This is a genomic window from Nonomuraea gerenzanensis (assembly GCF_020215645.1).
Lineage (GTDB): Bacteria > Actinomycetota > Actinomycetes > Streptosporangiales > Streptosporangiaceae > Nonomuraea > Nonomuraea gerenzanensis.
Window position 1 is genome coordinate 7,685,212 of the sequence record NZ_CP084058.1, and the last position, 13,021, is coordinate 7,698,232.

Annotated in this window: 10 protein-coding genes; 7 read left to right on the top strand and 3 right to left on the bottom strand. The window is 73.9% G+C overall.

Translation table 11 applies throughout. The annotated features are described in order from the left end of the window. Positions 1-85: 85 nt before the first annotated feature. The 3 genes from LCN96_RS35600 to LCN96_RS56855 all read right to left on the bottom strand — a co-directional run bounded on the left by LCN96_RS35600 (position 86) and on the right by LCN96_RS56855 (position 3,015). Positions 86-1,252: a sugar phosphate isomerase/epimerase family protein gene (locus tag LCN96_RS35600; protein WP_225266815.1), complete on the bottom strand. Its 1,167-nt coding sequence runs from the start codon at positions 1,250-1,252 to the stop codon at positions 86-88. 131 nt (positions 1,253-1,383) lie between these two features. Continuing rightward, the gene (locus LCN96_RS35605) at positions 1,384-2,547 is read right to left on the bottom strand and encodes an ROK family transcriptional regulator (RefSeq protein ID WP_225266816.1); all 1,164 of its coding nucleotides are present in this window, start codon (positions 2,545-2,547) and stop codon (positions 1,384-1,386) included. 342 nt (positions 2,548-2,889) lie between these two features. After that, complete coding sequence (locus tag LCN96_RS56855) at positions 2,890-3,015, bottom strand: hypothetical protein (protein WP_263657365.1); 126 nt, start codon at positions 3,013-3,015, stop codon at positions 2,890-2,892. A gap of 137 nt (positions 3,016-3,152) precedes the next feature. Here LCN96_RS56855 and LCN96_RS35610 point away from each other — a divergent pair, with 137 nt between their 5' ends. The 7 genes from LCN96_RS35610 to yicI all read left to right on the top strand — a co-directional run bounded on the left by LCN96_RS35610 (position 3,153) and on the right by yicI (position 13,020). Beyond that, complete coding sequence (locus LCN96_RS35610) at positions 3,153-4,928, top strand: aldehyde ferredoxin oxidoreductase C-terminal domain-containing protein (RefSeq protein WP_225266817.1); 1,776 nt, start codon at positions 3,153-3,155, stop codon at positions 4,926-4,928. Next, positions 4,907-5,674 (top strand): substrate-binding domain-containing protein, encoded by a 768-nt coding sequence (locus LCN96_RS35615; RefSeq protein WP_225266818.1) that lies wholly within the window; start codon positions 4,907-4,909, stop codon positions 5,672-5,674. The genes LCN96_RS35610 and LCN96_RS35615 overlap by 22 nt, the downstream gene beginning before the upstream one ends. Positions 5,675-5,703: 29 nt before the next feature. Then, positions 5,704-6,243, top strand: coding sequence for a dihydrofolate reductase family protein (locus LCN96_RS35620; protein WP_225266819.1), 540 nt, complete (start codon positions 5,704-5,706; stop codon positions 6,241-6,243). A 284-nt stretch (positions 6,244-6,527) separates the two neighbouring features. Further along, entirely contained in the window at positions 6,528-7,487 is a 960-nt protein-coding gene (locus tag LCN96_RS35625; RefSeq protein WP_225266820.1) for an arabinan endo-1,5-alpha-L-arabinosidase, read from the top strand. Between the two features lie 231 nt (positions 7,488-7,718). Then, positions 7,719-8,744, top strand: coding sequence for a LacI family DNA-binding transcriptional regulator (locus LCN96_RS35630; protein WP_225266821.1), 1,026 nt, complete (start codon positions 7,719-7,721; stop codon positions 8,742-8,744). Continuing rightward, complete coding sequence (locus tag LCN96_RS35635; RefSeq protein WP_225266822.1) at positions 8,741-10,744, top strand: beta-galactosidase; 2,004 nt, start codon at positions 8,741-8,743, stop codon at positions 10,742-10,744. Before LCN96_RS35630 ends, LCN96_RS35635 begins: the two co-directional genes overlap by 4 nt. Then, positions 10,741-13,020, top strand: a complete 2,280-nt coding sequence (gene yicI / locus LCN96_RS35640; protein ID WP_225266823.1) for an alpha-xylosidase — start codon at positions 10,741-10,743, stop codon at positions 13,018-13,020. Before LCN96_RS35635 ends, yicI begins: the two co-directional genes overlap by 4 nt. Position 13,021: the final 1 nt, after the last annotated feature.

The following is a 13,021-nucleotide window of genomic DNA, read 5'->3' on the forward strand; positions in this document are numbered from 1 at the left end:
CGAGGAGTGTCAGAGCCCGGGCCGCCACGCCCGCCGCGCCAACGGCGGGGTCGTCGTGGCGGTCCGGTTCCGTGTCAGGTCCGCCTCAGCCGCGCAGGGCGGCCAGGTTGCGGTAGCTGAGCTCGGCGAGCCGCAGTGACTGCGCCGGGTCGGCGCCTGGGGCGTTGTCCTGCTCGTACATCGGGTTGTGGTAGCCGTGCGCCCGCAGGCGGGAGAAGAAGCGGCGGTAGTCGATGTCGCCGGTGCCGAACGGCACCATGTCGTATCCGTTGGGCACGGCCGGGTTCGAGACGCCGTCCTTGGCGTGGAAGAGCGGGAAGCGCTTCTCCTGGGCCCTGACGGTGCGCAGCGGGTCGAAGACGTCGGTCCTGGTCGAGCCGTCGGGCGCGGTGTAGGTGCGGTGCTTGTACTGGGCGACGTGCGCCCAGTAGATGTCCATCTCGAAGTGCACGAGCCTGGGGTCGCTGATCCTGAAGAAGTACTCCAGCTTGCGGATGCCGGACGAGCGTGTCGGGCGGCCCTGCTCGTCGAGCGGGCCGCTGTCGAGCAGGAACGCGTAGGCGGCGTCGTGGTTGTGGGTGTAGAGCTTGATCCCGGCGTCGCGGGCGATCGCGCCGAGCGCGTTCCACTTCTCCGCCGCCACGTCCCAGTCCGCCTTGTACGCGCTGCCGGTCGGGTCGGCGCCGGTGCCCATATGGCCCAGGCCGAGGATGCCGGCGATCTCCAGCGACTGCTTGAACCGGTCGAGGTCGGGGGTCGTCAGCGGCCAGGAGCCGGGGATGAACCCGTGGTTGCCCTGGGCGCGCAGCCCGTTGTCGTCCAGCCAGCCGCGCAGCAGCCTGGCGCCCTCGACGGTCTCCAGGCTCGCGCCGCCCTCGGCGTCGGCGTGCTGGCGGTAGCCGGCGAACTCGACCTGCCGGTACCCGATGGCCGACAGCGCCTCCAGCACGCGCCGGAAACCCGACGGCGAGGTGGTGGCGGCCGGGTCGCGGGTGATCGCGTCGCGGACGGTGTAGAGGATGATGCCGCGCTTGCCCGGCGGGACGAGCACCCTGCGGGTCGTGGCGGCGGCGGGCTCGGCGAGGGGGATCGCCGCGGCGGCGGCCAGGCCGGTGGTGGCGGCGAAGAGGCTGCGGCGGGTCAGGCCCAGCCGGTGGCGGAGCGTCTGGGCGCGCTCCCGCTCCTCGTGCACGTGCTCAGGTAAGTCGCGCTCAGGTAAGTCGCGCTCGGGTAAGGCATGGTGAGGGCTCACGCGAGGGTTCCCTTCCTTGAGGGACGCGTGCGCCGACCACGTCGCAGCGGATCCGTGCCCGTTCGCCGCGGGCATGCCACCGCCCCCGGATCCCGGACGATCACCATTGTTACGCCGCCGTCGCGCAAGGGTCAATGGCCCTCGATGCCGCCGGGGGCGAGCACGTGCTCGACGACCATGACGGCGGCGCCGACGACGCCCGCGCGATCGCCCAGCTCGCCGGGCCTGATGCCGAGGTGCTGCGTGGCCAGCGGCAGCGACCGGCTGTAGATCGTCTCCCGCACCCCCGCCAGCAGTTGCTCCCCCGCCTCGGCGATGTCACCGCCGATCGCGATGACGGAGGGGTTGAAGAAGTTCACGATCGCCGCCATCACGGTGCCCACCTCGCGCCCGGCCTGCCTGACCAGCCGGGTGGCCCGCGGGTCGCCCGCGCGCATGAGCGTGACCACGTCCTTGCTGCCGCGGGCCTCGACCCCGGCGCGGCGCAGCGCGGCGGCCATCGAGGCGCCGCCCGCGACCGCCTCCAGGCAGCCGGAGTTGCCGCACCGGCACGGCGCGTCGGACGCGGGCACGCGGATGTGGCCGACGTCCCCCGCCGCGCCCCGCGCGCCGCGGTGCAGCCGGCCTCCGGAGACGATGCCGCAGCCGATGCCGGTGCCGATCTTGACGTAGATCAGGTGGTCCACGGCCGGGCGGGCGGCCCAGTGCTCGCCCAGCGCCATGACGTTCACGTCGTTGTCCACCAGGACGGGCGCCCCGAGCCGCTCCCGCAGCCACTCGGGCACCGCGAACCCGTCCCAGCCCGGCATGATCGGCGGGTTCACCGGGCGTCCGGTGCGGTGCTCGACCGGGCCGGGCAGCCCGACGCCGACGCCGCACACCTGCTCGGGGTCGCGCCCCGCCTCGGCCAGCAGGTCGCTCAGCTCCGCCGCCACGCCGCCGAGCACCCGCTCGGGGCCCAGCTCGACGGGCAGGTCGGCGACCCGCTCGGCCAGCACGTCCAGGCCGAGGTCGAGGACGGCCAGGCGGGCGCGGGTGGCACCGACGTCGGCGGCGAGCACCGCCCGGGCGCCGACGTTGAACGCGAACACCGCCGCCGGCCGGCCTCCTGAGGAGATCGAGCCCTCGCCCTCGACGACCCAGCGGGAGCCGATCAGCCCGTCCAGCCGCTGGGAGACGGTGGACCTGGACAGACCGGTGAGCCGGGCCAGCTCGCCCCTCGTCCTGGCCCGGCCGTCCCGCAGGATCGCCAACAGTGCCCCCGCCCCCACCGCGTGCCGGCCGTAGGTTGGCATGATCCCTACCTTACTTCGGCAATCGACTGACTTATGTTGACAAGAATTAAAAGTCAGATCTATCGTCCCGAAATATCACGGACATATGCGGTACTCGGGCGGGATTTCCGAGGATGTCCGGCGTTTTACGAGCTCCTCGCGCTGCGAGGGTCCGGCCCGGTCCACACCCGCCGTCGCGCCGAGACGCGCGGGCCAGGGAATGCCACCCGGGCCGGATTCGCCCTGCGGGGTCACGCGCGATGAGGCTGCCTGCTTCGATCCCCACTCCTTCTCGGTCACGGCCGCCGGGACCGGCGCGCAGCGACACGAGCGCGTCTCCGGCCGGCGGGCGGCACCCCTCGCTCACTGCTGCCCGCTCCGGGGGAACGCGCCCGGGCAGCGCACCATGTCGCGGGCCAGGTGACGGGCCAGGTGGCGGGCCAGGTGGCGGGCCAGGTGGCGGGCCAGGTGGCGGGCAGGTGGAGGCACGCCTGCCCGGACGGGCGGCCGTCGCGGGACGCGCAGGCCGAGGCTGCCGACGGGCGGGGCAGCGGGTTGCGGGTGCCGGGTGATGTGTGATGTGGTGCCGCTCCTGAACCCCGCTCCGGCTCCAAGGAGGCCCTGTCATGCCGTTCATGGTGGATGTGACCAGCGCGAACGTGACTACGGAATATCGCTCGGCGGAGCAGGGCCACTACGGCGGCACCATCCTGGGCCTGCGGCTGATGGCCGAGCGCACGCCGGCGGGGCTGGATCCGTTCGACCCGGCGGCCATGCTGTACGTGGCGGCCGGGACGCTGGGCGGGACTGCGGCTCCAGGGCTGGCCAAGGCGGTGTTCCTGGCGAAGTCGCCGCTGACGGGGGTGGCCGGGGAGGCGCACGCGCTGGGGCCGTTCGCGGCGGGGATGCGCGAGGCGGGGGCGCAGGCGCTGGCCGTGCTGGGCAGGGCGCCGCGGCTGTCGTACCTGCTGATCCAGGGCGGCGAGGTGACGCTGCACGACGCGGGTGAGCTGCGCGGGCTCGGCACCGCCGCCACGACGGACGCGCTGCGGGCGCGGCACGGCGCGCACGCGCACGTGGCGGCGATCGGGCCCGCCGGGGAGAACCTCGTGCGGTACGCGAGCGTGGTGACCGACCACGCCTACGCCGCCGGCCGGTACGGGCTCGGCGCGGTCTTCGGCGCGAAGAACCTCAAGGCCGTCGTCTGCGCAGGGGACGCGCCCGCCGAGGTGGCCGCCCCGGGGACGATCGCCGCGCTGACGGCCTACTATCGCGACTCCCTGGCCACCAACCCGCTCGCCAGGCTCCAGGCCGGGCTGCCCGGCTTCGCGGGCTGGGCGGACGACCCGATCGCCCCCGGCTACGCCTCGGTCCGCAACTTCTCGGTGCCCGGCGCACCCGGCCTGCGGGTCCCCTCGGCCCGCGACTACGACGGTCGCGCGGTCTCGGTCACGGGCTCCTGCCCGGGCTGCCCGAACGACTGCCTCAAGGTGTACGGGGACCGGTCCGGCGGGCTCGGGCAGGAGGCGTTCCTGTCGCTCGGCTGGAACCTCGGCATCGACGATCTGGATGTGATCCTGGCGGCCAACGCCCGCTGCAACGACCTCGGCCTCGACGTGGTTTCGCTGGGCGGCACGCTGGCGTTCGCGATGGAGTGCGCCGGGCGCGGCCTGCTGCCCGGGGGGCCGGCGTTCGGGGACGCGGCGGCACTGCCCGGACTGATCGAGCAGGTGGCCACCCGGTCGGGGGCGCTGGGCGGCCTGCTGGCGGAGGGCTCGGCGCGGGCGGCGCGCAAGGTGGGGCGGCGCGCGGAGGCGTACGCGATGACGGTCAAGGGCGCGGAGCTGCCCTGCTTCGACCCGCGCCCGCAGCCCGGCATCGGCCTCGGCTACGCGCTGGCCCCCGGCGGCCCCCGCTACGACGCGCTGGAGCACGACCTCGACTTCGACCCGGTCGCCGGGCTGACGTACTGCTTTCCCGAGGCCGCCCGCGCCGGCGCCCTGCCCGCCCCCGCGCACGACCTGGACGAGGAGCGGGGCAGGCGCAGCGCCCGGCTGCTGCGGCTGTGGAGCGGCCTGGACGCGCTCAACCTGTGCGTCTTCGCCTCCACCCCGACCCGCCCGCTGACCATCGACCACCTGACCACCCTGGTGACGGCCGTCCTCGGCGAGCCGTTCACCCTGGAGGGCCTGCTGGCGGCGGGGCAGGAACGGCTGGACGGGCTGCGCGCGTACGCGCTGCGCGAGAGCGGCGGGCGGCTCGACGAGGCGCTCCCTGACCGCCTGCACGAGGAGCCGATCACCGAGGGCCCGCACCGGGGCGCCGTCCTGGACCGGGCGGCGTTCGGGCGGGCCCGCGACGCGTTCCGCGCGGAGCTGGGGTGGGCGTCGCTGCCCGGTTGAACGCAGGACATCTCCCGTCGCCGGGGGCGGCGAGCCGGCGACCTCAGGCCGCGACGACCTCGGCACGCTGCGCTCGCCGCGATGGCCAGGGTGGATCGGGCCGTCGTCTCGCGGGTCGTCAACAAGAGCCCCACCCCGTCCACGCCGAGATCATCAAGGGCGCGGAGGCGGAGGCGGCCGCGCAGGGCTACGTGCTGGTCACCGGCAGCGCGACCGGCGCCGGGCCGGGCGAGTACATGGACCGTATCGGGCAGGGCCGCATCGACGGGCTGCTGCTGGCAGGCACCGGCGACGACACCACGCTCACCCAGCAGCTCGACCAGGCCGCCATCCCGTGGCTGATGCCGACCAACCGCAGCAGGGGCGTCGAACGGTACGTCATCCTGGACGACCAGCGGGCCGCCGCCCTGGCCGTGGAGCACCTCGTGCGCCTCGGCCACCGCCGCATCGCCCACCTCGCCGGCCCGTCGCGGGCCGACACCGCCGCCCGCCGCTCGGCCGGCTACTCGGCGGCGATGCACGAGGCGGGCCTGCCGGAGGGTCCGATCGTGGCGACCGGCTACACGCCCGCGGGCGGGGCGGGGGCCATGGCGCGGCTGCTGGCCGGCGACGACCGGCCGACGGCGGTCTTCGTGGCGAACGTGGCCTCGGCCATCGGGGCGATGGAGGGGATGCGGGCGGCCGAGGCGCTGGCCGGGCCGATCGAGCTGATCCGGCGCCGCTCCACCGTGCCCCCTGGACGATGACTTCCACCGTCCGCGATCGTCTACAGGTCATGAGCAGACTCCTGTACTCGGTGACCATGTCGGCGGACGGCTTCATCGCCGGACCGGGCGGCGACATGTCGTGGCTGTCCGCCCACCTCGGGCCGAACCCGGTGGCCGACGACCTCGTCGGCCGGATCGGCTCGCTCCTGGTCGGCAACCGCACCTTCCGCGGCGACGACCCGAACGCGGGCACGGACAAGGAGGGCGCGTTCGAGGGCGCCTGGCACGGCCCCCAGATCGTGCTGACCCACAACCTTCCCGGCACGCCGGTCCCCGGCGTGGAGTTCCACGACGACCTGCCCGGCGCCGTCGCGGCGGCCAAGGCCGCGGCGGGCGGCAGGTACGTCAACGTGCTCGGCGCCGACGTCGCCCGGCAGTGCCTGGAAGCGGGCGTGCTGGACGAGGTGCTCACGATGGTGGCGCCGGTGTTCCTCGGCGACGGCGTGCGGCTCTTCGACCATCCCGGCGGCACGAACGTCAAGCTCGACCGCCTCAGCGTCAGCCACGTGCCGCATGCGGTGAACATCTGGTATCGCGTGCCGAACTGAGCCTCCCGGGCCGGGGGAACCGACCGGACCTGAGGGGCCGGCCGGCAGGGGACAACGCGGGCGCAGCGCTGATGTTAGCGTTAACATCACGACTGGAAAGCGGCCCGAACGTACGAACGCTGACAATGCCCTGTCAAGAGCCCGCCCACCGGGCACGCGCATCGCCGCACTTCGCACGTCCACCCGCATGTAACTTTCACAGCCGGGTTGACGCTCGCGGAAGAGCGCGCCTACATTGCCTGCGACGCACCGGCGCAGCGTCCGACCCACCCCGAGGAGGACTCTTGCGCCGCCTGTTCCGTCTCGCCGCCACCGCCGCCAGCGCGCTGGCGCTCATGGGCGCCTCGTTCGCCTACCCCAACCCCGGCCGGGTCACCGGTGACGTCGTCGTGCACGACCCCACCATGATCCGCACCTCGTCCGGGTACGTGCTGTACTCCACGCACGGCTACCTGGAGGCCCGCACCTCCACCGACCGGATCACCTTCACCAGGGCCGGCTCCGCCTTCCGCACGCCGCCGTCGTGGTGGCGGACCTACTCCTCGGGCAACGACCCGTGGGCCCCGGACATCTCCCAGCAGGGCGGGAGATACCTGATGTACTACGCGGTCTCCAGCTTCGGCTCCAACAACTCCGCGATCGGCCTGGCCACCAGCTCCACCGGGCAGCCCGGCTCCTGGAGCGACCAGGGCATCGTCTACGCCACCACGACCGGCAACGACCACAACGCCATCGACCCGAACCTGCTCGTGGACGCCTCGGGCCGGTGGTGGCTGAGCTTCGGCTCGTACTGGACGGGCATCCGCATGATCCGGCTCGACCCCGCGACCGGCAAGCGGCACTCCTCCGACCGCACCCTCCACCACCTGGCCACCCGCCCCGACGCACCCTACGCGGTCGAGGCGCCCGACATCGTCCGGCACGGCTCCTACTACTACCTGTTCGCCTCCTACGACCGCTGCTGCGCGGGCCTCGACAGCACGTACAAGATCAAGGTCGGCCGCTCCACCAGCCCCACGGGGCCCTACACCGACCGCTCCGGCCGGTCGATGCTGAGCGGCGGCGGCACGATGGTGCTGGAGACCCACGGCGGCATCGTCGGGCCCGGCGGGCAGAGCGTGCTGTCCGACGTGGACGGCGACCTGCTCGTCTACCACTACTACGACGGCAACGCGAACGGCACGCCGAAGCTGGGGATCAACCTCATCGGCTGGGACTCGGCCGGCTGGCCGTACGTGTACTAGAGCACGTAGCTCTCGGCGGCGGTCAGGCTCCAGGCCGTAGGCGGCGGATCCTCCTGGGTCCCGCCGCCCGCGGCGCCGCCGTGGGCAGAGTTCGGGGCCCGGGGAGGCGGGTGACGCCCCGCGCGTCCTGATGTTTCGGCCATCCCAATCGAGGCCATTGACATCCCCACAAACCGGACTTTAGCGTGGTGCGAAACGTTTCGGCCCGCCGTACCGGCCCCCCGGAGTCCCATGACCTCGCTTCGTGACGTGGCCGAGCGCGCCCAGGTCGCCGTGAGCACCGCGTCCGCCGCGCTCAACGGCACCCGCCCGGTGGCCGCGGCGACCAGGCGGCGGGTCGAGCGGGCGGCGGCCGACCTCGGTTACCGTCCCAACCTGCTGGCCCGGGGCCTGCAGAGCAAGCGCACCCGCATCCTGGCCCTGCTGTTCCCCGCGCCGCGCGGCGGTTTCGGGCTGACCGAGATGGAGTTCGCCACCGGCGCCGCCGAGGCGGCCGGGGAGCTGGGCCATCACCTGCTGCTGTCCCCCGAGAGCGCCGACCCCATCGAGGAGTTGCGGCACCTCACCGGCCTGGGGCTGGTGGACGGGGTGCTGCTGATGGAGGTCGGGATGGAGGACGAGCGGACGGCGTTCCTGGCGGCGGCCGGGGTGCCGTTCGCGATGATCGGGCGGACGCGGGAGCCGGGCACGATCGACTACGCCGACATCGACTTCGCCGCCACCGCCAGGCAGGCGGTGGCGCACGTGGCCGGGCTGGGGCATCGCAAGCTGGCCCTGTTCGGCCTGGCGCGAGGCGCGCACACGGCCTGGTACGGGCCCGCCGTCCGCGCCGGGGAGGAGTTCGCCGGGGCCGCGCGCGAGCAGGGGCTCGCCTACGTGGACGGCTTCCGCCCCGGCTCCGCCGAGGAGGGCGGCCGGGCGTTCGAGGACCTGCTCGACGCCCATCCGGACGTGACGGCGCTGGCCGTGATGGACGACCGCGCGGCAGCCGGCGTGATCGCGGCCGTGGCGCGGCGCGGCCTGCGCATCCCGGAGGACCTGACGCTGCTGCTGGTGCTGTCGTCGGCGCGGGTGGCCGAGATGTTCCACCCCCGGCTCACCACGCTGGAACCGCCCAGCACGGAGCTGGGCCGGCTCGGCGCCCGCATGCTCATTGACCGGTTGCGGGGTGGCGGGCCGCCGCAGCAGCGGCTCGTGCCCTGCCGTCTGGTGGTCGGGGACAGCTCCGCGCCACCGCGTGAAGGGGGCGGATCTTGACGCTCGGGTTGCACACGGTCACCGAGGGCCGCGGGCTGCTTTTCGGCGGGGACTACAACCCCGAGCAGTGGCCGGAGGAGGTGTGGGAGCAGGACGCGAAGCTGATGCGGGACGCCGGCGTGAACCTGGTCACGGTCGGCGTGTTCAGCTGGGCGCGGCTGGAGCCGGAGCCCGGCAGCTACGACTTCGGCTGGCTCGACCGGGTGCTCGACCTGATGAGCGGGCACGGGATCGCGGTGGACCTGGCCGTCCCGACGGCCTCGCCGCCGCCGTGGCTGGGGCACCGCTGGCCGGAGACGCTGCCGGTGGACGAGGGCGGGCACCGGCTCTGGTACGGCTCGCGCAACCAGTTCTGCCCTTCTTCGGGCCCGTATCGGGAGCGCTCCCAGTCGATCACCACCGCGCTGGCCGGGCGCTACGCCGGCCATCCGGCACTGGCGATGTGGCACGTGGGCAACGAGTACGGCGAGGTCTGCCACTGCGACGCCTCCGCCGCCGCGTTCCGCGCCTGGTTGCGGGAGCGCTACGGCGACCTGGCCACGCTCAACCAGGCGTGGGGCACCACGTTCTGGAGCCAGGGCTACAGCGAGTGGGCCGAGGTGGTGCCGCCGCGCCGCGCCCCGTACCTCATCAACCCCACCCAGCGCCTCGACTGGTGGCGCTTCTGCTCCGGCGAGTTGCTCGCCCACTTCCGCGAGCAGCGCGACATCCTGCGCGCGCACACCCCGGGCGTCCCCGTCACCACGAACTTCATGGGTTTCTTCAAGCGGGTGGACTACTGGTCGTTCGCCGGCGAGCAGGACGTCGTCTCCAACGACTGCTACCCCGAGCCGGGCAACCCGCTCACCCCGGCCAGGACGGCGCTCACCCACGACCTGATGCGCGGTCTGTCGGGCGGCCGGCCGTGGCTGCTGATGGAGCAGTCCACCAGCGCCGTCAACTGGCGCGCGCACAACCTGCCCAAGCCGCCCGGCCAGCTCAGGCTGGAGTCGCTGCAGGCGCTCGCGCGGGGCGCGGACGGACTGTGTTACTTCCAGTGGCGGGCCTCCCGGTTCGGCGCCGAGCGCTTCCACGCCGCGATGGTGCCGCACGCGGGCGCGGACACGCGGCTGCACGCCGAGGTGCGCGCGCACGGGCAGGAGCTGCGCGGGCTCGCCGGGGTGGCGGGCGAGCCGGTGCCCGCGCGGGTGGCGATGGTGTTCGGCTGGGAGAGCTGGTGGGCGCTGGAGGAGCGCGGCAGGCCCAGCGACCGGCTCAACGCCGTGGACCAGTTGCTGAGCTACTACGTGCCGTTCTTCGAGCGCGGGGTGAGTGTGGACGTGGTGCCGCCTGACGCGGACCTGCCGGCGTACGCGCTGGTCGTGGCGCCGAATCTGTTCCTGCTCGGCGACCGCGAGGCCGCGGCGCTGACCGCGTACGTGGACGGCGGCGGCGTGCTGGTGGTCGGGCCGTTCTCGGGGGTCGTGGACCCGAACGCGCACGTGCGGACCGGGCGGTTCCCCGTGCCGCTGCGCGAGGTGCTGGGCGCCTCCGGCGAGGAGTGGCTGCCCGCGCCCGGCCCGGTGGCCTGCCGGTGGGAGGGCGGGGCGCCGTTCGAGGCGCAGACCTGGACCGAGCTGCTGCGCGCCGAGGGCGCCGAGGCGGTGGCCGAGTTCACCGAGGGCGACCTGGCCGGGCGGCCGGCGATCCTGCGGCACCGCTCCGGGGCGGGCGTCGCCTGGTACGTGGGCACCATGCCCGAGCCCGCCGCGCTGGTGAGCCTGGCGGGGCGGGTGCTGGCCGACGCGGGCGTGACCGGCGTGCTGGACGGCCTGCCGCCCGGCGTCGAGGCGGTGCGCCGCGGCGAGGTGCTGTTCCTGCTCAACCACGGCGCCGCCACGGTACGCGTGCCGGTCCCCGGGCCGGGCGTGGACCTGCTGACCGGCTCCCCCGCCGAGGGCCACGTCACGCTGGCTCCGCGCGCCGTCGTCGCCCTGCGCCCGGAGGTGCCGGCGGCATGAAGTTCAAGGACGGCTACTGGCGCATGCGCCCAGGCGTGCGCGGCGACTACGCCACCGCCGCCCACGACGTGAGCGTGCGGGACGGCTCGCTGCGCGTCCTGGCCGCGACGCGGGCGATCACCCGCCGGGGCGACACCATCGACGGTCCTGTCCTGCGGGTGGACCTGTCGTCGCCGATGCCGGACGTGATCCGCGTCCGCACCGTGCACTTCGCCGGGTCGGTGCCGGACTCCCCCGCCTTCGCCGTACGCGACGACCGGCCGGAGGTGAAGATCGCCGTGGACGCCGGGGAGGCCACCCTGACCAGCGGCGATCTCACCGTCCGGGTCCGCAGGGACGCGCCCTGGGAGCTGGCGTTCAGCGCCGGCGGCCGGGAGCTGACCCGCAGCGCCGGCAAGAGCCTGGGCGTCATGCGCGACCCCGCCGACCGGCACTTCATGGTCGAGCAGCTCCGGCTGAGCGCGGGCGAGCTGGTGTACGGGCTCGGCGAGCGCTTCGGCCCCCTCGTCCGCAACGGCCAGTCCGTCGACGTCTGGAACGAGGACGGCGGCACCAGCAGCGAGATGGCCTACAAGAACGTGCCCTTCTACCTCACGAACCGGGGTTACGGGGTGTTCGTCAACCATCCGGGCCGGGTCTCCTTCGAGGTCGGCTCGGAGACCGTGTCACGGGTGCAGTTCAGCGCCGAGGGGCACGACCTGGAGTACCTGATCATCCACGGCCCGACGCCGGCGGACATCCTGCGCCGCTACACGGCGCTGACCGGCCGCCCGGCGCTGCCGCCCGCCTGGTCGTTCGGGCTGTGGCTGTCCACCTCCTTCACCACGGACTACGACGAGGCCACGGTGACCTCGTTCGTGGCCGGGATGGCCGAGCGGGACCTGCCGCTGAGCGTCTTCCACTTCGACTGCTTCTGGATGCGGCAGTTCCGGTGGTGCGACTTCGCGTGGGACCCGGAGGTGTTCCCCGACCCCGAGGGCATGCTGCGGCGGCTGAAGGAGCGGGGCCTGCGGGTGTGCCTGTGGATCAACCCCTACATCGGGCAGGCGTCGGAGCTGTTCGAGGAGGGGGCGGCGGCCGGGCACCTGCTGCGCGGGCCCGACGGGACGATCTGGCAGGATGATCACTGGCAGGCCGGGCGGGCGCTGGTGGACTTCACCTCCCCCGCCGCCCGCGCGTGGTACGCGGGCAAGCTGCGCGCGCTGCTCGACATGGGGGTGGACGCGTTCAAGACCGACTTCGGCGAGCGCATCCCCACCGACGTGGTCTACGCCGACGGCTCCGACCCCGAGCGGATGCACAACTACTACAGCCTGCTCTACAACCAGACCGTCCACGACGTGCTGGCCGAGCGGCGCGGGCCGGGGGAGGTCGTGCTGTTCGCGCGCTCGGCCACGGTCGGCGGGCAGCGGCTGCCGGTGCACTGGGGCGGCGACTGCGAGTCCACGTTCGAGGCCATGGCCGAGTCGCTGCGCGGCGGGCTGTCACTGGGCCTGGGCGGGTTCGGGTTCTGGAGCCACGACATCGGCGGCTTCGAGGGGCGGCCCGATCCGGCCGTGTTCAAGCGGTGGGTGGCGTTCGGGCTGCTGTCGTCGCACAGCCGGCTGCATGGGAGCGGGTCCTACCGGGTGCCGTGGCTGTTCGACGAGGAGTCGGTGGACGTGCTGCGGGCCTTCACGAAGCTGAAGGCGCGGCTGATGCCGTACCTGTATCAGGCCGCCGTGCAGGCCGCGGCCGAGGGGCTGCCGATGATGCGGGCCATGCACCTGGAGTTCCCCGGGGACCGGGCCTGCGACCACCTGGACGCCCAGTACATGCTGGGCTCCGACCTGCTGGTGGCGCCCGTGCTGTCGGCCGATGGAGAGATCTCCTACTACGTCCCCGAGGGGGTGTGGACCCGGCTGCTCGACGGCGAGAGCGTCAGCGGGCCCGGCTGGCACACCGAGCGGCACGGGTTCGACAGCCTGCCGCTGCTGGTGCGGCCGGGCGCGGTGCTCGCGACCGGCGCCCGCGACGACCGGCCCGACTACGACTACGCCGACGGCGTCACCCTCGACGCCTACCACTTCGGCGACGGCGCCACCCGCACCGTCACCGTCCCAGCTCTCGACGGCGGCCCCGCGGCCGTCTTCGAGGTGTCCCGCCGGGGCGACCGGCTGCACGCCCGCCGGACCAGCGGCGCGCCGGCCCCCTGGAACCTGCGGCACGCCGGGGCGCACGCCGCCGCGGCCGCCGAGGCCGACCACATCGAGATCCCGCTCAGCGTCAAGGAGTGAC